Origin of the sequence: Pseudomonas sp. UBT (assembly GCF_050915955.1) — a bacterium.
GTDB classification, from domain to species: Bacteria; Pseudomonadota; Gammaproteobacteria; order Pseudomonadales; family Pseudomonadaceae; genus Aquipseudomonas; species Aquipseudomonas antarctica_A.
The window spans coordinates 225,314-245,900 of the sequence record NZ_CP168080.1 but is presented as its reverse complement, the minus strand read 5'-3'; the positions used below and the strand labels follow the sequence as shown (position 1 = coordinate 245,900).

Annotated in this window: 14 protein-coding genes; 6 read left to right on the top strand and 8 right to left on the bottom strand. The window is 60.6% G+C overall.

Translation table 11 applies throughout. From position 1 onward, the window contains the following. Positions 1-136: 136 nt before the first annotated feature. From mapR to ACDZ94_RS24155, 3 genes are all read right to left on the bottom strand, one after another. Positions 137-1,546, bottom strand: a complete 1,410-nt coding sequence (mapR, locus tag ACDZ94_RS24165; RefSeq protein WP_064452186.1) for a GntR family transcriptional regulator MpaR — start codon at positions 1,544-1,546, stop codon at positions 137-139. A gap of 80 nt (positions 1,547-1,626) precedes the next feature. Continuing rightward, positions 1,627-3,036: a cytochrome c oxidase accessory protein CcoG gene (gene ccoG / locus ACDZ94_RS24160; RefSeq protein ID WP_262667781.1), complete on the bottom strand. Its 1,410-nt coding sequence runs from the start codon at positions 3,034-3,036 to the stop codon at positions 1,627-1,629. A 184-nt stretch (positions 3,037-3,220) separates the two neighbouring features. Beyond that, positions 3,221-3,460, bottom strand: coding sequence for a DUF3203 family protein (locus ACDZ94_RS24155; RefSeq protein ID WP_064452188.1), 240 nt, complete (start codon positions 3,458-3,460; stop codon positions 3,221-3,223). Between the two features lie 134 nt (positions 3,461-3,594). Here ACDZ94_RS24155 and ACDZ94_RS24150 point away from each other — a divergent pair, with 134 nt between their 5' ends. Continuing rightward, positions 3,595-4,092 (top strand): MgtC/SapB family protein, encoded by a 498-nt coding sequence (locus ACDZ94_RS24150; protein WP_064452189.1) that lies wholly within the window; start codon positions 3,595-3,597, stop codon positions 4,090-4,092. A 7-nt stretch (positions 4,093-4,099) separates the two neighbouring features. On the opposite strand, the gene ACDZ94_RS24145 is transcribed toward ACDZ94_RS24150, so the two are convergent. Both ACDZ94_RS24145 and ACDZ94_RS24140 read right to left on the bottom strand, forming a co-directional pair. Beyond that, complete coding sequence (locus ACDZ94_RS24145; protein WP_156526280.1) at positions 4,100-5,524, bottom strand: M10 family metallopeptidase C-terminal domain-containing protein; 1,425 nt, start codon at positions 5,522-5,524, stop codon at positions 4,100-4,102. A 199-nt stretch (positions 5,525-5,723) separates the two neighbouring features. After that, entirely contained in the window at positions 5,724-5,882 is a 159-nt protein-coding gene (locus ACDZ94_RS24140; protein WP_167353696.1) for a hypothetical protein, read from the bottom strand. 204 nt (positions 5,883-6,086) lie between these two features. Between ACDZ94_RS24140 and ACDZ94_RS24135 the strand changes: the two genes are divergently transcribed. The 4 genes from ACDZ94_RS24135 (at position 6,087) to ACDZ94_RS24120 (ending at position 15,032) form a co-directional block, all read left to right on the top strand. Beyond that, positions 6,087-8,075, top strand: a complete 1,989-nt coding sequence (locus ACDZ94_RS24135) for an alpha-1,4-glucan--maltose-1-phosphate maltosyltransferase (protein WP_432751552.1) — start codon at positions 6,087-6,089, stop codon at positions 8,073-8,075. A gap of 158 nt (positions 8,076-8,233) precedes the next feature. Further along, on the top strand, positions 8,234-11,581 hold the full coding sequence (treS, locus tag ACDZ94_RS24130; protein WP_432751551.1) for a maltose alpha-D-glucosyltransferase: 3,348 nt from the start codon (positions 8,234-8,236) through the stop codon (positions 11,579-11,581). Continuing rightward, positions 11,578-13,815, top strand: coding sequence for a 1,4-alpha-glucan branching protein GlgB (gene glgB, locus ACDZ94_RS24125; RefSeq protein WP_432751550.1), 2,238 nt, complete (start codon positions 11,578-11,580; stop codon positions 13,813-13,815). Before treS ends, glgB begins: the two co-directional genes overlap by 4 nt. Before the next feature lie 50 nt (positions 13,816-13,865). Continuing rightward, the gene (locus ACDZ94_RS24120) at positions 13,866-15,032 is read left to right on the top strand and encodes a diguanylate cyclase (protein WP_432751549.1); all 1,167 of its coding nucleotides are present in this window, start codon (positions 13,866-13,868) and stop codon (positions 15,030-15,032) included. Positions 15,033-15,035: 3 nt separating this feature from the next. On the opposite strand, the gene ACDZ94_RS24115 is transcribed toward ACDZ94_RS24120, so the two are convergent. From ACDZ94_RS24115 to ACDZ94_RS24105, 3 genes are all read right to left on the bottom strand, one after another. Beyond that, positions 15,036-17,222, bottom strand: a complete 2,187-nt coding sequence (locus ACDZ94_RS24115; protein ID WP_432751548.1) for a response regulator — start codon at positions 17,220-17,222, stop codon at positions 15,036-15,038. Positions 17,223-17,395: 173 nt separating this feature from the next. After that, complete coding sequence (locus ACDZ94_RS24110) at positions 17,396-18,247, bottom strand: CAP domain-containing protein (RefSeq protein WP_432751547.1); 852 nt, start codon at positions 18,245-18,247, stop codon at positions 17,396-17,398. An 81-nt stretch (positions 18,248-18,328) separates the two neighbouring features. Then, a complete protein-coding gene (locus ACDZ94_RS24105; protein ID WP_432751546.1) occupies positions 18,329-19,543 on the bottom strand; it encodes an MFS transporter in 1,215 nt (404 codons plus the stop codon). Positions 19,544-19,655: 112 nt separating this feature from the next. On the opposite strand from ACDZ94_RS24105, the gene ACDZ94_RS24100 reads away from it, so the two are divergent. Next, a complete protein-coding gene (locus ACDZ94_RS24100; protein ID WP_064452199.1) occupies positions 19,656-20,540 on the top strand; it encodes a LysR family transcriptional regulator in 885 nt (294 codons plus the stop codon). The last annotated feature ends 47 nt before the right edge of the window (positions 20,541-20,587 follow it).

Below are 20,587 nucleotides of genomic sequence, written 5' to 3'. Positions count from 1 at the left end.
GGGGGCAGCCTCAGGACTGCGGAAGTGACAGACGTGCACATGGAAAGAAACCTGTAGGTTGAACCAAAGGAAACACACATTTCGATGGAAAAGTGTGCACCTTTGTATGTGGCTCTTCCTTCATCTCGGTTCCTGCTTAAAACGAGCGAACAATTCGCCCCAATGTCTCCATGGCCTTTTCCGATGCCTCGGTCCAGGGGCTTCCGTAGTTCAAGCGAATACAATTCCTGAAGCGCTGGGTCGCCGAGAAGATCGGCCCTGGCGCAATGCTGATGCCCTGAGCCAGGGCCATCTGGAATAACTTCAACGAGTCCGTTTGCGCCGGCAATTCCAGCCACAGGAAATAGCCTCCGGCCGGCTGGCTGACCCGTGTTTGCGCCGGAAAGTAGCGGGCGATCGCCGCCAGCATGGCGCTTTGCTGTTCTTCCAGGGCGTAGCGCAATTTGCGCAAGTGCCGGTCATAGCCCCCGTGTTGCAGGTAGTCGGCAATGGCCGCCTGGGCCGGCATCGACGGGCATAACGAGGTCATCAGCTTCAAGCGTTCGACCTTCTGCGCAAAGCGCCCGGCCGCCACCCAGCCTACGCGGTAGCCCGGGGCCAAACTTTTGGCGAAGGAACCGCAATGCATCACCAGCCCCTCGGTGTCGAAGGCTTTCGCCGGTTTTGGCGCGTGTTGCCCGTAGTACAACTCGGCGTACACATCGTCTTCGATCAGCGGCACCTGATGGCTGCGCAGCAGTTCCACCAGTGCCTGTTTTTTCGCCTCCGGCAGGGTGGCGCCCATGGGGTTCTGAAAGCTGGTCATGGTCCAGCAAGCCTTGATCGGGTAGCGTTCCAGGCTTTTCGCCAAGGCGCTCAGGTCAATGCCGTCGCGCGGGTGCACGGGGATTTCCACCGCCTTGAGCTTCAGGCGCTCCAGCACTTGCAGGCAGGCATAAAACGCCGGTGCTTCAATGGCCACCAGGTCGCCCGGTTCCGTCACCGCCTGCAGGCACAAGTTCAGCGCCTCCAGGGCGCCGTTAGTGATCAGCAGCTCCTCCATGGGCAGCATCAGACCGCCGACCATATAGCGCAGGGCAATCTGTCGCCGCAATTGGGGGTTGCCCGGCGACATGTCAGTGACCACCAGGCGCGGGTCCATCTCACGGCTGGCGCTGGCCAGGGAACGGGCCAGGCGTGGCAGCGGGAACAGCATCGGGCTGGGGAAGGCCGAGCCGAAAGGTACGGTATTGGGGTCCTTGATGGAGTCGAGTACCGAAAACACCAACTCACTCACATCCACTTCGGTGGACTCATGCACGTGCTCACTCACCACTGGCTCGGAAAACGGGCTCGGTGCATGGGTGTTGACGAAGTAACCGGAACGCGGCCGCGCGCGAATCAGGCCACGGCGCTCCAGCAGGTAGTAGGCCTGGAACACCGTGGACGGGCTGACGCCGTAGGTCTGGCTCGCATAGCGCACCGACGGCACCCGCTGGCCGGGCCCGAGGACGCCGGAGCGGATCAGTTCTGCGATGTCATCGGCGAATTTTTCGTAGCGTTTCATTGGAACCTTAAACAATTTTTCAGTAGGTACACCGAACAAGCCCGCTCACGCTTTTGGATCTCGGCATATTCAGCCACACCTCAGCGGTTAATCGGCGCTACAAAGCGGCTATCGGCCGCACTGTAGATCCAGGGCTCATCCACATCCGTCACCTTGAATCGCAGGGTTTGCGAGCTGCTCGTCGGCTGGTCGGACAGCAAGGCGACCGACACCGGTACATCGCTGATTTCCCCCGGCGCCAGGCTGATCTCGGTTTTGCCTTGCAACTGGAAGCCGTCGGCGTCTACCAGCTCCAGACGATAGTCCTGGCGCTGCTGGGTCTTGTTGATGACCTTGAGGCTGTAGATGTTCTCGATCAAGCCCTGGCTGTTTTCGCGGAACATGCCGCGGTCCTTGGTGACGTCCAGTGACACCATTGGACGTTGCACCAGAGCCACCACCAATGCCGCGATCATCACCAACAGCACGGCACTGTAGCCGATCAGCCGTGGCCTGAGCAGGTGCGTCTTGCCACCTTGCAGTTGGTGTTCGGAGGTATAACTCACCAGGCCACGGGCGTAGCCCATCTTATCCATGATCGAATCGCAGGCGTCGATGCACGCCGCGCAGCCGATGCACTCCATTTGCAGGCCGTCACGGATATCGATACCGGTGGGACACACTTGCACACACAACTGGCAGTCGATGCAATCGCCCAGGCCGACGTCGGCCGGCCTGGCCTCGCGCTTGCGTGGCCCGCGCTGTTCGCCGCGTGCCGTGTCGTAGGAAATGGTCAGGGTGTCCTTGTCGAACATCACGCTTTGGAATCGCGCATACGGGCACATGTGCATGCACACCGCTTCGCGCAGCCAGCCGGCATTGAGGTAAGTGGCGGCGGTGAAAAACAGCACCCAGAACAGACTCACGCCGCCCATTTGCCAGGTCAGCAGCTCTGTGGCCAAGGGCCGGATGGGGGTGAAATAGCCGACAAAGGTCAACCCTGTCAGTACGCTGATGCTCAGCCACATCGTGTGTTTGGCCGAACGCCGGGCGAGCTTGGCCAGGCTCCACGGCGCCGCTTGCAGCTTGATGCGTTGGTTACGCTCGCCTTCGGTGACCTTTTCGCACCACATGAACAGCCAGGTAAACGAGCTTTGCGGGCAGGTGTAGCCGCACCACACGCGACCGGCAAACACGGTTATCGCAAACAGGCCGAAAGCGCAGATGATCAGCAGCGCCGACAGCAGGATGAAATCCTGGGGCCAGAAAGTGGCGCCGAAGATGTGGAATTTGCTTTCAGCCAAGTCCCAGAGCACGGCTTGGCGCCCACCCCAGTTCAGCCACACGGTGCCGAAAAACGCCAGGAACAGCAAAGCGGCGCCGCTCACACGCAAGGTACGGAACAGGCCGGTGAAGCTGCGGGTATGAATCAGGTTGTCGCTGGATTTGGCCTTCACCTTCTTTGGGTGCAGGGGCTCAAAGGTTTCCACGGTTGGGATTCTTTCGCTCATGGTCGTTCGCTCATCAGCCTCCATCAGGCCGATGAACTATGAGCGTCGTACTGTTTGCATAACAGACTCAGGTATGGCGATAAAAAGCGGATCAGATGGGCTTTTTACACGGTGCTGCGACAATCTGCTGCACTCCGTAGCACATAGGGTGCAGCAGTATTGAGTGTGAGCTGATACAGATCAATTAAATCGCCGAACCAGGCTCAGTGACTTTCTTGTGCTGGCGCCCATCCGTCGCTCCGGCCACTGTGAGCGCATCGGCCTCCGCTTCGGTGATGTAGATCTGCTCGCCGTTCAGCGCCACGTAGGACATGGCCTTGGCAATGTCGGTGCTGACCGTTACATCACGTGCCGGTAGGATCTGTTCCTGGCCGTCGTCGTTGACTTTGAAATAGCACGTCTGATTTTCGATACGGACTGGCATGGTGATCTCCTTTTCAAAGGCTGGTGATCGTTAGGGTGCGGTGCGTTGCCAGGCGTTCCAGGCAACTGACTGGCGGTCGCTGCTGTCCATGCTTTGACGGCAATCTTTACCAACCCCTACAAAGGACCGCATCCATGGACGCCTGGTGGCAAGAAGTCCTGCAAACGCTGCAAGCCGAGTTCGCCGATATCGGTGACGCACGGCAGCTCACCCAGATTACCGTGCGCCTGCTGATCGCCGCGATCCTGGGCGGCATCCTCGGTTTTGAGCGAGAACAGAAGGGCAAGGCGGCCGGCGTGCGCACTCATATGCTGGTGGCAATGGGGGCCGCATTATTTGTGTTGGTGCCGCAGATGTCCGGTAGCCAGGCGGATGCCATGAGCCGGGTGCTGCAGGGCGTCATTGCGGGGATTGGTTTCCTCGGGGCGGGGACCATTCTCAAGGGCAAGGAAGATGAGCAGGGCCAGCACGTCAAAGGCCTGACCACCGCCGCTGGCTTATGGATGACCGCCGCCATTGGTGTGGCGGCGGGGATGGGGCGTGAATCGACGGCGGTGCTCAGTACATTGCTGGCGCTGGCGGTCTTCAGCGTGATGCCGATGATCGTCAAGCGGCTGGAGAAAAACGAGTGAGTGCCTATCAGGCCTTGATGTCTCGGTATCGCACTTCGCCAGACACTTTCAGTTCGAACGGCGGCTCTCCCGGGTTGCGGGAAATCGTCACGAAACTGGTGTTGCTGCCTGCATAGTAGTTAATCGTCATTTCGCCACTGACGCCGGAGAAACGTTCGACCAATGACAACGGCTGTTGGCCCAGTTGCGTGCGAATGCCGGTCAAATCGATCTTGTCGGTACCTGACGAAAAGTTCATCACCTCGCCGGGCGCCGCGTTGATGTCGTTATAGCTGAAAATTTGCGGGGTGCCTTCAGCGGGGGGCAAAGGGGTATTGCCGGGCGCGGTGGGCGCACGGTCGGGCGGTGAGTCGGGCGCGGGCTGGTCCTTGTGGGCGTCTTCAAGCGGTTTCCCTGGCTCTGGAATGGCCTCGGCTTCGCGTTGCAGCGCTTCCAGGTTGGCCGGACTAAATATTTGGCGGATTATATTCTGAATCTTTTCCCGCTTTGCTGGATCAGGCTCCAGGGTTTTAAGTGAGTCTTCGCTCAAGAGTTCACGGAGCTCTTGTGCTCGCTGTGCGGTTTCCTTGGAATTCGGTTCGCGCATCATCTGGATGAGGCTGTCTCGGCTTAACAACTGCTCAAGTCTGTCCTTCTTTGCGGTGGCTTCGGCTGAGGCTCCGGTATTTGAATCAGCCTGGCTTTCGTCGATATTGGAGGGCTTTTTGGTACCCTCAGATTGGAGAGGTTTCGACGTTGCCAATGGGTTGCTGTCTGGCTCGGCAGGTGTACTTTCGGGCGTTGTATCGGCCTCGGCCGGCTGAAACGGCTTGCCAATAGCTATCAGGTTTTTGCTGAGGGGGGTGCTCAGGCGAGTGCGCTGCAGCGTATTGGCTTTCTCCTGTTGTCGTTCGATTTCGATCTGCTTGATAGCTACGTAGCTTTCTGCGGGATCGACCTGGCTAGTGCGCTCCTGGATCCTTTCAGGGGTCAGGTCTGGGTTTGGAATCCATGCGGCTTCAGCCTGTCCGGCCTTGATGTTTTTCTCGCTTAATGTCCGGCCGATATTATCCCGCAGTTGTGACATAACGGCCGGATCACTGGTCAGGGTGTTAAGTGAGTCCTCGCTCAACAGCGCACGCAGGTCCTTGAGGCTCTGCGCGGTGTCCTTGGAGTATGGCTTGCGCAGCATCTGGATGAGGCTGTCCGCAGTTAACAATTGGGCGACTCTGTTCCACTTTGCGATGACGTCTGGCGAGGGTTGAGAGGTTGCTGCAGCCTCGGCGGTAAAGGCGCTGTCGGGCGCCTCATCTTGTAGCTGTTTTGGTGGTTCGAGGCTGTCGCGGGGAAGCCCTTCGGGTTGCTTCTTTTGCGAGGGATCATTCGAGCCCGCCTGGAAGGAGTTTGACAGCATGGGCATGGGAGCTTGGTGGGACAACGATGTTATCGACATGATCAGCACTCGCGTTGTGATTGAAGCGGACCGCGCCAAAGCCAAAACAGCTGTCTGGCCTGGGTCCACGCGAGCGAATTTTCTGATAACGAGGAAGGGGAAAGAGTTAAGAGCTCTCTTTACCGCTGGTAGGAAGTTTCTGTAGTGCTTGCCCGCAATCTGCTGGATTGCGGGCAAATGCACGTTCGCCAGGTTTATTTCAAACAATCACCGGCGGCAGGGTCGTTGGCGGTTCTTCCACCGGTGGCGGTTCATTTTCCGGTGGTTCTTTCTCCGGAATCGGTTGCGGTTCGCTGGGCGGCAGGGTCGGGTTGTCGATATTCGGGTCAGGGGTTTCAGCCGGGATCGGGATATTCATCGGTGTGGCCTCCTTTGTGCTTTGCTCTATCGGTGGACAACCGCAGGGGAGAATTGATTCCCCGCCCAATGGCGGCATATCCACCTGAACTTTTCACCTGGGCACAGGCTCGGACCTAGTACGGCCCTGCTCAGGGAGAGCGCCGCCGTATCAGAATTCGGATCAAGCAAAGAGCGTCCACAGGGCGTAAGGGGAAGATGCTCGATGACTGCTGAAACACTGGCTCCAGACCATTCAATATTGCCGCTGTCCCAGGCGTTGCTGTTGCCCAGGATCGCTATCGAAAGCACCACGCCGGTTATCGACGGCGGCGAGTTCGCCGTAAAAGCGGTGGTTGGCCAACGGGTAACCGTCACCAGCAAGGTGTTCGCCGACGGCCATGACAAGCTCGCCGTACTGATCCGCTGGCGCCCGCTGCAGGATGAAAGCTGGCACAGCGTGGTCATGACCGATGTGGGTAACAATGGCTGGGAAGGCGCGTTTACCGTCACTCAGCAAGGCCCCCACGAATACTGCATCGAAGCCTGGATCGATACCTTCGCCAGCTTCTGTTACGAACTGCGCAAGAAACATGAGGCCGGGGTACCGGTCAGCCTGGAGTTGCAGGAGGGTCGCAGCCTGGTGTTGCAGGCAGCCGAACGCAGTGACAACGAGCTGCGCGATCGCCTGATGTTGTTGCACCACGAGCTCGCAGGCAGGCTGGAAACCGAGCAGGTCGCGCAGTTCCTGCACGAAGAAAGTGCACACTTGATGACCCAGGCCGACCACCGCGCCTACTTGAGCATCAGCCCCGCCTACCCGATTGACGTTGAGCGCACCGCCGCACAGTTTGCCAGCTGGTACGAGTTGTTCCCCCGCTCGATCACCGACGACCCGGCGCGCCACGGCACCTTCAACGATGTGCACTCACGGTTGTCGATGATCCATGACATGGGGTTCGACGTCCTCTATTTTCCGCCGATCCATCCCATTGGCCGCAGCCATCGCAAGGGCAGGAACAACGCCCTGACGGCGGGCCCGGATGATCCCGGCAGCCCCTACGCCATTGGCAGCGAGGAGGGCGGCCACGACGCCATCCACCCGCAATTGGGCAGCCGTGATGACTTCCGTCGCCTGGTCAAGGCCGCCGCCGACCATGGCCTGGAAATCGCGCTCGATTTTGCCATCCAGTGTTCCCAGGACCACCCGTGGCTCAAAGAACATCCGGGCTGGTTCAACTGGCGTCCGGACGGCACGATCAAATACGCGGAAAACCCGCCGAAAAAGTATCAGGACATCGTCAACGTCGACTTCTACGCGGCCGACTCGATTCCCAGCCTGTGGACCGAGTTGCGCGACGTTGTGGTGGGCTGGGTGGAGGAGGGTGTGAAGACGTTCCGTGTCGACAATCCCCACACCAAGCCGCTGCCGTTCTGGCAATGGTTGATCAGCGACGTGCGCGCCAAGCACCCTGACGTGATCTTCCTGGCCGAGGCATTCACCACGCCGGCGATGATGGCGCGCTTGGGCAAGGTCGGTTACTCCCAGAGCTACACCTATTTCACCTGGCGCAACACCAAAGCCGAGCTGAGCGAATACTTCGCGCAGTTGAACGAGTCGCCGTGGCGCGAATGCTACCGGCCGAACTTCTTCGTCAACACACCGGACATCAACCCAGGTTTCCTGCATGAGTCCGGTCGCCCGGGCTTTTTGATCCGCGCGGCGCTGGCCACCATGGGCTCGGGCCTGTGGGGTATGTATTCGGGGTTTGAACTGTGCGAGGCGGCGCCGGTACCGGGCAAGGAAGAGTATCTGGACTCAGAGAAATACGAGATCCGGCCACGGGACTACACGGCGCCCGGAAATATCATTGCCGAAATTGCCCAGCTCAACCGTATTCGCCGGCAGAACCCCGCGTTGCAGACCCACTTGGGCCTGAAGCTGTACAACGCGTGGAACGACAACATCCTGTACTTCGGCAAGCGCAGTGACGACGGCAGCAATTTCATTCTGGTCGCGGTCAACCTCGACCCTTTCAACGCCCAAGAGGCGCATTTTGAGTTGCCGTTATGGGAAATGGGCTTGCCGGACGATGCCCAGACCCAAGGCGAAGACTTGATGAGCGGCCACCGCTGGAGCTGGTACGGCAAGACCCAGTGGATGCGGCTTGACCCGCAGATGCCGTTTGGTGTCTGGAGAATCACCACATCCTGAACTAAGCCTGATCTTCACATCGATGAATCAGATGTGGCAGCCGGCTTGCCTGCGATAGCGTTCTATCAGTGACACATTTATCTGCTATCGCAAGCACGCCAGCGCCCACCTCGAACCCGCCCCTTCAGGTCAATGTTCAAGCATTTCAGGAGTTTCCAATGGCGAAGAAACCCAAGGCTGCCACCTTTATCAAAGACCCGCTCTGGTACAAGGACGCGGTGATCTATCAGGTTCACGTCAAATCCTATTTCGACTCCAATAACGACGGTATCGGCGACTTTCCTGGCCTGATTGCCAAGCTCGATTACATCGCCGACCTCGGCGTGAACACCATCTGGCTCTTGCCGTTTTACCCCTCGCCACGCCGCGACGACGGCTATGACATCGCCGAGTACCGTGGCGTGCATAGCGACTACGGCACCATGGCCGATGCCAAGCGCTTTATCAGCGAGGCGCACAAACGTGGGCTGCGGGTTATCACCGAACTGGTGATCAACCACACCTCTGACCAGCATCCCTGGTTCCAGCGGGCGCGCAAGGCCAAGCCGGGTTCGGCCGCGCGGGACTTCTATGTGTGGTCGGATGACGATCAGAAATACGACGGCACGCGCATCATTTTCCTCGACACCGAAAAGTCCAACTGGACCTGGGACCCCGTGGCCGGCCAGTACTTCTGGCACCGTTTCTATTCTCATCAGCCGGACCTCAACTTCGACAACCCGCAAGTCATGAAAGCCGTGCTGTCGGTGATGCGTTACTGGCTGGACATGGGCATCGACGGCCTGCGTCTGGACGCCATTCCGTACCTGATCGAACGCGATGGCACCAACAACGAAAACCTGCCGGAAACCCACGACGTCCTCAAGCAGATCCGCGCCGAGATCGACGCTCACTACCCCGACCGCATGCTGCTCGCCGAAGCCAACCAATGGCCGGAAGACACGCAGTTGTATTTTGGTGACAAAAAAGGCGATGACGGCGACGAGTGCCATATGGCTTTTCACTTCCCGCTGATGCCGCGCATGTACATGGCGCTGGCCCAGGAAGATCGCTTCCCCGTCACCGATATTCTGCGCCAGACCCCGGAGATCCCCGCCAATTGCCAGTGGGCGATCTTCCTGCGCAACCACGATGAACTGACCCTGGAAATGGTCACGGACAAAGAACGCGACTACCTGTGGAACTACTACGCCGCTGATCGCCGCGCGCGCATCAACCTCGGCATTCGCCGGCGCCTCGCGCCGCTGATGGAGCGCGATCGCCGCCGCATTGAACTGCTCAACAGCCTGCTGCTGTCCATGCCCGGCACGCCGACGTTGTATTACGGCGATGAAATCGGCATGGGCGATAACATTTACCTGGGCGACCGCGACGGCGTGCGCACGCCGATGCAATGGTCCATAGACCGTAACGGCGGTTTCTCCCGCGCCGATCCGGCCAGCCTGGTGCTGCCACCGATCATGGACCCGCAGTACGGCTACCTGTCGGTTAACGTCGAAACCCAGGCCCAGGACCCGCATTCGCTGCTGAACTGGACGCGCCGCATGTTGGCGGTGCGCAAACAGTCCAAGGCCTTTGGCCGGGGCAGCTTGAAAATGCTCTCGCCGAGCAACCGCCGCATTCTGGCGTATACCCGCGAATACACCGGGGCAGACGGGCGTAATGAGCTCATCCTGTGCGTGGCCAACGTGTCACGCAGTGCCCAGGCGGCGGAGCTGGATTTGTCAGCCTTTGCGGGCATGGTGCCGGTGGAGATGCTGGGCGGTAACGCGTTTCCGCCCATTGGCCAGCTGAATTACTTGCTGACCCTGGCGCCGTACGGTTTCTACTGGTTCGTGCTCGCAGCGGAAAACCAGATGCCGAGCTGGCATGTAGAGCCGGCCCAGAGCATCCCGGACTTCACCACCCTGGTGTTGAAACAACGCATGGAAGAGTTACTCGACGAACCGTGCCGCACCACCCTGGAGCACACTTCACTGCCGGCCTGGCTGCCCAAGCGGCGCTGGTTCGCCGGCAAGGACACGGCCATCGACAGTGTGCATATTGCCTACGGCGTGCGCTTCGGCGACCCAGAGCATCCGGTATTGCTCAGTGAAATCGAGGTGAGCAGCGGCGGCCAGGTCAGCCGCTATCAGCTGCCGTTCGGCTTTCTGGGTGAAGACCAGCTCACCAGCGCGTTGCCGCAGCAATTGGCCCTGGCCCGGGTACGGCGAGCACGTCAGGTTGGCCTGGTGACCGATGCGTTCAGTCTTGAGCACTTCATCCGCGCGGTGATCCACGGCCTGCAGGCCGGCACGGTATTGAATACTCACGAAGGCGATTTGCGCTTCGAGGCCACGTCGCAGCTGGCCAAGCTGCAATTGAGCGATGAGCCGCAGGTGCGTTACCTGGCGGCCGAGCAGTCCAACAGTTCGGTCGTGGTGGGCGAGAGTCTGGTGCTCAAACTCATCCGTAAAGTCAGCGCCGGGGTGCATCCGGAACTTGAAATGAGCGCTTACCTGACCGAAGCCGGTTACCCGAATATTTCGCCGCTGTTGGGCTCGATGATTCGCCACGACACCGCGGGGCAAGACAACCTGCTGATGATCGCCCAAGGCTATCTGAGCAACCAGGGCGATGCCTGGGGCTGGACCCAGAACAACCTGGAGCGCGCGATTCGCGACGAACTCGCAGAAGCGATTTCCGAACAGGAACAGCATTACAACGCGTTGGGTGAACTGGCCGATTTCGCCGCATTGCTCGGCCGGCGTCTGGGTGAAATGCACGTGGTACTGGCGGCGAAAACTGCCAATAAAGACTTCAAGCCTGAAGTCACTACGGCCAAGGACACCCAGGCCTGGGCCAAGGATGTCGGGGCGCAGATCGACCGCGCGCTGCAATTGCTCAAGCTTCATCAAAGCCAATTGAACCCTGCCGATCAGGCGCTGGTCAGTGATTTGCTGGCCCATAAAAAAGCCATTGGCAGTCACGTGCAGGCCCTGGCGAAAGCCACGGCGGGCGGGCTGCGGATTCGTGTCCACGGTGACTTGCACCTGGGCCAGGTACTGGTGGTGAAAGGCGATGCCTACCTGATCGACTTTGAAGGGGAACCGGCGCGGCCGCTGCATGAACGACGCGGCAAACACAGCCCGTATAAAGATGTGAGTGGCGTTTTGCGTTCGTTTGATTATGCAGCGGCCATGGCCCTGAATGTGCAAGGAGTGGATCACTCGCCCGATGCGGACATTGCCCGCAAGCGTGTGACTGATCGATACCTGAGTGAAGCGCGTGCGGCTTTTACTCAGGCTTATCATCAGGCTACGTCTACACTGGCGCATGACTGGCAGGATGCCAACGGCCAGAACGCCGCGCTGACGTTGTTCAGCCTGGAGAAGGCCGCGTACGAAGTGGCTTACGAAGCGGAAAACCGCCCGACCTGGTTGCCGGTGCCGTTACAAGGTTTACACGGCCTGCTCAGCGGGCTTACACCTATATCGAAAACTGCACGCGGTGGGGAGACGTCATGAGTTTTACACAGAGAGAACCGCTGCAACCAAAATTGACCGCAATGCCGGCGCCCAAGGACATTGAAGCCTTGGTACGTGCCGAGCACCACGACCCATTCTCGATTCTGGGGCCGCACGACGATGAGCAGGATGGCCAGTTTATCCGCGCCTTTCTGCCGGAGGCCTTGAGCGTTCAGGTACTGGCGCGCGACAGCGGTGAGCCGATCGGCAGCCTGGACGCGACCCAGGTGCCGGGCTTGTTTGTCGGGCATTTCAACACTCGCCAGGGCTACCTGCTGAAAATCCAGTGGGCCGGCGGTGAACAGATCACCGAAGACCCTTACAGCTTCAACCAATTGCTCCTGGGTGAAATGGACCTGTACCTGTTTGCCGAAGGTAATCACCGTGACCTCAGCAGCTGCCTGGGCGCGCAGGTAACCAGCGTCGATGGCATACAGGGCGTGCGCTTCGCCGTTTGGGCGCCGAATGCCCGGCGTGTGTCGGTAGTAGGCGATTTCAATATCTGGGACGGCCGCCGCCATCCGATGCGATTGCGTCACCCATCGGGCGTGTGGGAAATCTTTATCCCGCGCCTGCAACCAGGTGCCGCCTACAAGTACGAAATTCTCGGCGCCAACGGGATTTTGCCGCTCAAGGCCGACCCCATGGCACTCGCGACCCAATTGCCGCCCGACACCGCCTCGAAAGTCGCCGCGCCGTTGCAGGTGGACTGGCAAGACCACGAGTGGATGCAGGCGCGTGCCGACAAGCAAAAGTCCACGGCGCCGTTGTCGATCTATGAATTACACGTTGGCTCCTGGCAGTGCGAGCTGGATGAGGCCGGTGAAGTGTCCCGTCAGTACGGCTGGCGCGAACTCGCTGAACGCTTGATTCCCTATGTGCAGCAATTGGGCTTCACCCATGTTGAACTGATGCCGATCATGGAACACCCGTTCGGCGGCTCATGGGGCTACCAGGCGTTGTCGCAGTTCGCACCGAGTGCACGCTTTGGCTCACCGGAGGATTTCGGGTTTTTCGTCAACGCCCTGCATCAGGCTGACATTGGCATCATTCTCGATTGGGTCCCGGCGCATTTTCCTACCGATACCCACGGCCTTGCGCAGTTCGACGGCACCGCGTTGTACGAGTACGCCAACCCGCTGGAAGGCTTCCACCAGGATTGGGACACACTGATTTACAACCTTGGCCGCACGGAAGTTCACGGTTTTATGCTGGCCTCGGCGTTGCACTGGCTCAAACACTTCCATATCGATGGCTTGCGTGTGGATGCGGTGGCTTCGATGCTGTATCGCGACTATTCGCGCAAGGCCGGCGAGTGGGTGCCCAATCGCTATGGCGGACGTGAGAACCTCGAAGCCATCGACTTCCTGCGCCATTTGAACGATGTGGTCGCGTTGGAAGCACCGGGTGCGTTGGTGATTGCCGAAGAATCCACAGCATGGCCGGGTGTCAGCCAGAGCACCCAGCAAGGTGGCCTGGGCTTCAACTACAAGTGGAACATGGGCTGGATGCACGATTCGCTGCATTACATCCAGCAAGACCCGGTGTATCGCGCTCATCATCACAATGAACTGAGTTTCGGCCTGGTCTATGCCTGGTCCGAGCGTTTTATCCTGCCGATCTCTCACGATGAAGTGGTGCACGGCAAACACTCGTTGATCGACAAGATGCCCGGTGACCGCTGGCAGAAGTTCGCCAACCTGCGGGCCTACCTGAGCTTCATGTGGATGCACCCCGGCAAAAAACTGCTGTTCATGGGGTGCGAATTCGGCCAGTGGCGCGAGTGGAACCACGATCAGCAACTGGACTGGTACCTGCTGCAGTATCCCGAGCACAGGGGCGTGCAGAAGCTGGTCGGCGACCTTAACCGCCTTTATCGTGAAGAACCCGCGCTGCACGAACAGGATGATGCGCCCCAGGGCTTCCAATGGGTGATTGGCGACGATGCAATCAACAGCGTTTATGCCTGGTTACGGTGGAGCAAGGACGGCAAGCCGGTGTTGGTCGTCGCCAACTTCACGCCGGTGCCTCGTAAGGCCTATTCCGTGGGTGTGCCGTTTGCCGGGCGCTGGAGCGAGGTGATCAACAGTGATGCCGACACGTACGCCGGTTCCAATTACGGTAATGGGGGAGCGGTGTTTACCCAGGATCAACCGCACCACGGGCAGCCGGTGTCGCTGTCGCTGAATTTGCCGCCACTGGGTGTGCTGATTTTGCGCCCGGAAGCGCTTTAAGGGCTCTGGTAGGCGGATTCGGTTGTCCGTGCTACTGGCAGGGTGCCACAATGGCGCCTTTGTCGCGGCAGTTGAAACAGGCGTATTTCATGAACGGCCTTGGGCGTGCGCAGGACCAGGATGGCTTTATCGAAGAGCAGGTGCGAACGGACCGTTTGCACCAGCTGTTTCGCCAGTCGTTCGCCGCCATTTTCGGCAGTTACCTGGGCGCCGTCATGCTGTGCTGGCTGTGTTGGGACCGCTTTGATCACACGGTCATGGAGGTCTGGCTGGTGGTGCTGGCGGTGACATCACTGTTACGGCTCAAGATGTTCATGAACTGGTTTCGTTGCCCTAACAGTGAGCGTACGCCTGTTCGCTGGGAGCGCCGCTACTGGGTTACGCTGATGTTGTCCGCGGGCACCTGGGGCATCGGCGCGCTGGCCGTCATGCCGCCTGACGATCGTGTGTCCCAAGTGTTGGTCATACTGTTTGCCGTGGGTATGTCCGTCAGTGCGGTCTCCTGTTATTCGGCCTACCGCTATATGACATTGGGCTCGATGTCCCTGGTGTTATTGCCGTGCACGCTGTGGTTGCTGTTCCAGCCCTCGCCCATGCAAGTAGGCGTGGCCATTGCGGTGCTGGTGTTCTCGACCTTCGTGGTCAGCGCCACGCGCAAGCTGTCGGATGCCCTGGAAAAAGCGTTTCGCCTGACCCGGCAAATGGAGCGCGCCCACACTATTTCCACGCGCGCTGCCCAGACTGACGAACTCACCGGGCTGATGAATCGTCGCGCGTTTTTTGAACATGCCCACGTGTTGTATGCGCAGTGTCGCCATAACCAGCAACCGCTGAGCGCGCTGATGATGGACATGGACCACTTCAAGAACATCAACGATACCTACGGCCATCAGGCTGGCGATCAGGTGTTGCGCCAGATTGGCGGGGTGATCAGCGCATCGTTTCGCCAGGCCGACGTGTATGGTCGGCTGGGCGGCGAGGAGTTTGCCGTGTTGCTGCCCAATACCTCCCTGGAGACCGCGCGCGATATCGCCGAGCAATTGGTCAAGGCGATTTCCGGCCTGGCCTCCGAGCCGGTGCAAGGCTTGACCGCCAGCCTGGGTGTTGCCACCACTCGCAGCCTCGATCAGGACCTGCACAGCCTGATGAACACTGCCGATAAAGCGCTGTATCGCGCCAAGGCCATGGGCCGCAATCAGGTCGTGGCGGCAGAGTAGGGGTCAGTCTCGCTGCATCGACTTGGCCAATGCGCGCGCCACCTGGTCGGCCGAGTAGGGCTTTGCCAGGAAGTCGACGCCCTCGTAGGCACTGTCAGCCAGCTCTTCGCTGTAGCCCGAAGTGAGCACCACCGGCAGGTCGGGGCGCCGTTGGCGCAGCAGCTTGGTCATCGCCACGCCGGTCATGCCCGGCATTACCACATCCGAGAAAATCGCGTCGAACCCACTCACATCCGGACCGGCCAGCGCCAGTGCCTGTTCGGCGTTGGTGGCCCAAGTAGTCTGGTAGCCCAGGTCCTGCAAGATCTGGTTGGCGAAACGGCCCACTTCGAGGTTGTCTTCCACGATCAGGATATGGCGCAGCGCGGTGTCGGGTGCCGGGCCGGGGTCTTCCTGGGGTGGGCAGGGCTGCCCGGCCACAGGCTGCGCTTCGGGCAAATACAGGGTAAACACGCTGCCTTGGCCGATGGCGCTGGTGACGTCGACGTTGCCCCCGGACTGATTGGCAAACCCGAACACCTGTGACAACCCCAGGCCCGTGCCTTTACCCACGGCCTTGGTGGTAAAGAACGGTTCGAAAATGCGCTCGACGGTGTCGTCGTCAATACCGCTTCCGGTGTCGGCCAGTTCAATGCGCACAAACGGCTGGTGTGCTTCGGCATCGCCACGGATGCGCGGTAGCGCCGCCACATTCGCCACGCGCAGGGTGAGGGTGCCTTGACCCTCCATGGCGTCGCGGGCATTGAGCGCGATATTGATCAGTGCCGTTTCGAACTGGCTGGAGTCGACGCACACATGGCAAGGCCGTTGCGGCAACTGCACCTGCACATGGATGCGGGCACCGGTCACGCTTTCGAGCATCTCGCCGATGTTCTTGACCCGCTGGCCCACGTCGAAAACTTGCGGGTTGAGCGGCTGCCGGCGGGCGAAGGCGAGCAGTTGGCTGGTGAGCTTGCTGGCGCGTTCGACGGTGTCTGATACGGCGCCCATGTAGCGTTGACGGCGTTCTTCGGACAGACCCGGTTGGCGCAGGAAGTCCACCGAGGAGCGGATGATCGTCAGCAGGTTGTTGAAATCGTGCGCCACACCGCCGGTCAACTGGCCGATGGCCTCGAGCTTTTGGGACTGGTGTAACGCGGCTTCGGCCTGGGTCAGGGCGGTGGTGCGTTCTTCTACGCGCCGCTCCAGGGTGGCGTTCAATTCGGTAATGGCCGCCAGGCCCTCGCGTACAGCGGCGTCGGCGCGCACACGTTCGATATGGGCCCAGGAACGCTCGGTAACTTCGCCCATCAGGGCCAGGTCATACGGCGACCACACACGTGCGAATTTGTGGTGTACGGCCATCAGCGCGGACAGGCGGCCGTTCTTGATCAGCGGAAAGCACGCTGTCGCCGTGACGCCCAGTGCCTGAAAGCTGGCGGACTCCTCGGCGGGCATTTCCAGGCGGTTGTCGCCAATCACAAACGGCTCACCCGCGCGCAGGCGGCTTACGGCCAGCTCGCCGAACGCCGCCAGGCTGTAACGGCCGACGATACTGGGCGAGCCAGGCGCCGCCCAATTGTCGCGAATGGTGAAGCCGTCTTCATCGGCCTCCATGTCGGCGTAGGCGCAAATGGACACCTGCAGGTGCTCGGCCAACAGACGCGTGGTGGTGGTCATGATGGCTTCGGCATTGCTGCAATTGGTCACGGCGCTGCTAATGGCATCCAATACGGCCAGGCGGCGGGAGAGGAATACGGTAGCGGTGGTTTCGGTGACGGTATCGAGCATGCCCACGATCTGGCCTTGCGGGTCACGCACAGGACTGTAGCAAAACGTGAAGTACGCTTGCTCCGGATCGTTGCCACGCTCAACCACCAGCGGGTAGTTTTCGATGTAGGTCGCGTGCCCCTCAAAGGCGGCTTTGGCGATGGGGCCGATGTCATCCCATGCCTCACGCCAGATTTCGCTGAACGCACGCCCGAGCGAATAAGGTTTATCGCCAAGAATAGGAATAAACGCATCGTTGTAGAGCGTGATCAGGTGGGGGCCCCAGATGATGGACTGGGGGAAGCTTGAGGCAAGACACAGCGCAACTGTGGTTTTGAGTACGTCGGGCCATTGTTCCAGCTCGCCGAGCGGCGTACTGGCCCAATCATGCTGACGAACACGCTCAGCCATCTCGCTGCTGCCTTGCAGCCAATTCATCATTGGGTGGATACCTTATTGCCACGGTCTTCAGGGGGCGCTGATTGTATCAGCGCATCCAGCTACAGACCGGAATCACCGCGACCAGTTCAGCGAAATGATCGCGGTGATGGCAATTTGATGTTTTCTCCAAATGAATAGATCGACATGCCTGGCTCGCAGGCGCGGCCTGCCAACTATTGCGCGCCGAAAACCGCCGTCCAATAAATCCCCGCGTCACTCTTCGGGTCCATGGCATAGGCTGCCCCCAACTCGCGAAATTGCGGGTTCATCAGGTTGGCGCAATGGCCGGGGCTGGCGAGCCAGCCGTGCACCACCTTGCGCGGGGTGTCGAGGCCGGCGGCGATGTTTTCGCCGATGTTCTTCGCGATATAACCGGCCAGTTCCGCGCGGTCGCCGGGTGTGCGGCCATCGTGGTCCAGATGGTCGAAGAAATTGCCGTTGGCCATATTGCGCGTGTGGCTGTTGGCGGAATTGGCCAACTCCTCGTTCCACGACAGCGGTGTGGTCGCGGTAAATGCCTGGGTGCCGCACTGGCGTGGTTGTTCACGGGCGGTGTTGATCAGGTTGAGGATTTGCTTGCCTTCGGTCTGCCAATCCCCAAGTCCGCTGGTCAACAACGGCCGGGCCAGCACAATGCGCCAATCCTGGCCGCTGTTGCTCACGCCGATATCGACAAACTGCGGGTCCAGCACCACGCGACAGAAACTTTCGCGCACCGCCTTCATCGCCGCCTCGGCGTTTTTGGGGCCGGAGAGGCTGATGGCCTGCACATTCACCATCGGGTACGCGGCCCGCGCCAGCGCCTGCTGCAAGTCGCCGACATTGGTCGCCGGCAGCACCAGCCGCGTGTCGCTGGCCAACGGTGGCAGTTCCTGGGAACCCTGGTTACCGCAGCGCTGTACCTGGCTGCGGTATTCGTTGATCTGTTGCACTAACTGACTTTCTTCATTCGCCATCGCGCTGGCGCAGAACGCCAGACTGGCGGCCAGCGTCGTAAGACCCATCATCAATGACAGCACGCGCATGGACGTTACCCTTGAGCTTGAAAGTGCCCATGATGCGCGATGTAACCCGGTCAGGCGCAACGCCTTTTTTGTTTTTTTGCCTCAACGGGTGTTCTGCGGGCAGTTCTCGGCGCTGGTGCGGCGCCAGGCAAAGGTGCTCGCGGTGACGATTAATGCCAGCGACACGCCGAAGGTTACGTGCAGGCCATTAGCCACGGTTTGCGCCGTCGCACGGGTCACGTCGGGGCTGGCCCAGGCAAAGACTGCGCCCAGGGCCCAGGCACCGAAAATCAGGCCGAGGTTGCGTGACAGGTTCAGCAGGCCGGAGACCGTGCCGCGGCGTGATGGCTCGACATCGCTCATCACCGCGGTAGTGTTCGCGGCCTGGAACAGGCTGTAGCCCATGGTCAGCAGGATCAGCGAGCCCAGGTAGGCGATCAAGCCCGAAGCCAACGCCAGCGAGAGCGCGCCAAGCCCCATGATGCCCAACCCCGCGAGGGTCATGCGCGGGCTGCCCAGCCGGTCGGTGAGGAGGCCCGCCGGCAGGCCATTGAGCGCCGAGACACACGGGCCGACGGCCATCGCCAGGCCCATCCAGGCCGAATCAAGCCCCAGGCCACGGGACAGATAGAAAGGCCCGACCACGAAGGTGGTCATGATCACCGCCGACACCAGTGCACTCATTGCCAACCCTGCGCGCAACGCCGGGTCTCTCAATGGCAACCAGAATGCATCGCCCGAGGTGGAGGCGTGGGCCTGCCGATCAACCGGCAAATAACGCAAGGCGAGGGCGCCGGCCAACACGCCCAGCGGCACACCCAGCAGAAACAACGCGCGCCAGCCCCACAGGCTGAGCAATATTCCGCCGACGCTGGGCCCCATGGCGGTGCCGACGGCCGACATCGTGCCGAGCAAGCCCATCACGCGGCCGGTACGCTCCCGGGTGACCGTTTCGCCGACCATTGCCAGCGTCATCGCCATCATGACCGCTGCCCCCAGGCCTTGTAGGACGCGTGCACCCATCAGCCATGGCAATGACGGTGCGACACCGCACAGCGCGCACGCTGTAGCGAACAGCAGCAAGCCGGTGAGCAATAACCGGCGCCGGCCCAGGCGATCCCCCAGGCGGCCGGCGCTGACAATGACCGCTGTGATCGCCAACAGATAAGCCAGCACCACCCACTGCACTGCATGGAAGGAAGCATTGAAGGCTTGCGCCAGCGCGGGTAAGCCGACGTTGGCGATGCTGGTCCCCAGAGAGGCCAGCAACATAGACAGGGACAGGCAGACGAGACCGCCGCGAGAAGAGGTGTGCATGGAGGATTCCTTGAGTGAACGCCGCTGTCACAAATCTACGGCGTCGCCTAACATGGCGGAAGACGCATGGGTTGCAGCTAATACATGCAGCCAACGCCTGATAGGAGCGCCAATGCCGGATCTGAATTTGCTGATTACCCTGGATGTCTTGCTCAGCGAAGGCAGCGTGGCGCGCGCCGCCAAACGCCTGCGTCTGAGCCCGTCGGCCATGAGCCGTGCGCTGGCACGGCTGCGTGAAACCACCGGCGACCCCTTGTTGGTGCGTGCCGGGCGTGGCCTCGTGCCGACACCGCGCGCGCTGGCGCTGCGCGAGCACGTCGGCCGTTTGGTCCAAGACGCCCAAGCCGTGCTGCGGCCCGCGCAATCCCTGGACATGAGCCAGGTGATACGCACTTTCACGCTGCGCTCCAGCGAAGAGTTTGTCGAAAATCTTGGCCCGGCATTGCTGGCGCGCATCGCCCAAGACGCGCCCGGCGTGCGGCTGCGCTTCGTCAACAAGACGGACAAGGACAATGCCTTGCTGCGTGACGCCAGCGTGGACCTGGCGATCGGCGTGGTCGACGCCAGTGCTGGCCCCGAGGTGCTGACCCAGGCGTTGTTTCGCGATCGCCTGGTCGGCGTGGTGCGCAGCGGCCATCCTCTGAGCCAGGGGGATGTCAGCGCCGAGCGTTTTGCCGAGGGCCAGCACGTCTACGTGTCACGGCGCGGGTTGGACCGTGGCGAGGTCGATGACGCGCTCGAAGCCCAAGGCCTCACGCGTCACATCAGTACCATCGTCGCCGGTTTTGCCACGGCGATCGCCCTTGCCCGCGACACTGATCTGATCGCCAGCGTGCCCGAGCGCTACACCGCCAATCAGCGCGCGGGTCTGTATAGCTTCCCACTGCCGGTCGCAATACCGACTTTCACCCTGTCCATGCTCTGGCATCCACGCCTGGATGCCGACCTGGCCCATCGCTGGCTGCGTGGCTGTTTGCGTGAGGTGTGCGGGCACTGAAGCGGCCGCAACAGGTACAATCGCGGCTGCCTTGACGCGAAACCCCA

Excerpts from the sequence above, each read along its gene's own strand:
- ACDZ94_RS24150 (WP_064452189.1), top strand. The coding sequence starts at position 3,595 with ATGGACGCCTGGTGGCAAGAAGTCCTGCAAACGCTGCAAGCCGAGTTC.
- treS (WP_432751551.1), top strand. The coding sequence starts at position 8,234 with ATGGCGAAGAAACCCAAGGCTGCCACCTTTATCAAAGACCCGCTCTGG.
- ACDZ94_RS24105 (WP_432751546.1), bottom strand. The coding sequence starts at position 19,543 with ATGCACACCTCTTCTCGCGGCGGTCTCGTCTGCCTGTCCCTGTCTATG.
- ACDZ94_RS24155 (WP_064452188.1), bottom strand. The coding sequence starts at position 3,460 with ATGCCAGTCCGTATCGAAAATCAGACGTGCTATTTCAAAGTCAACGAC.
- mapR (WP_064452186.1), bottom strand. The coding sequence starts at position 1,546 with ATGAAACGCTACGAAAAATTCGCCGATGACATCGCAGAACTGATCCGC.
- ACDZ94_RS24140 (WP_167353696.1), bottom strand. The coding sequence starts at position 5,882 with ATGAATATCCCGATCCCGGCTGAAACCCCTGACCCGAATATCGACAAC.
- ACDZ94_RS24110 (WP_432751547.1), bottom strand. The coding sequence starts at position 18,247 with ATGCGCGTGCTGTCATTGATGATGGGTCTTACGACGCTGGCCGCCAGT.
- glgB (WP_432751550.1), top strand. The coding sequence starts at position 11,578 with ATGAGTTTTACACAGAGAGAACCGCTGCAACCAAAATTGACCGCAATG.
- ACDZ94_RS24135 (WP_432751552.1), top strand. The coding sequence starts at position 6,087 with ATGACTGCTGAAACACTGGCTCCAGACCATTCAATATTGCCGCTGTCC.
- ACDZ94_RS24145 (WP_156526280.1), bottom strand. The coding sequence starts at position 5,524 with ATGTCGATAACATCGTTGTCCCACCAAGCTCCCATGCCCATGCTGTCA.
- ACDZ94_RS24100 (WP_064452199.1), top strand. The coding sequence starts at position 19,656 with ATGCCGGATCTGAATTTGCTGATTACCCTGGATGTCTTGCTCAGCGAA.
- ACDZ94_RS24115 (WP_432751548.1), bottom strand. The coding sequence starts at position 17,222 with ATGATGAATTGGCTGCAAGGCAGCAGCGAGATGGCTGAGCGTGTTCGT.
- ACDZ94_RS24120 (WP_432751549.1), top strand. The coding sequence starts at position 13,866 with ATGGCGCCTTTGTCGCGGCAGTTGAAACAGGCGTATTTCATGAACGGC.
- ccoG (WP_262667781.1), bottom strand. The coding sequence starts at position 3,036 with ATGAGCGAAAGAATCCCAACCGTGGAAACCTTTGAGCCCCTGCACCCA.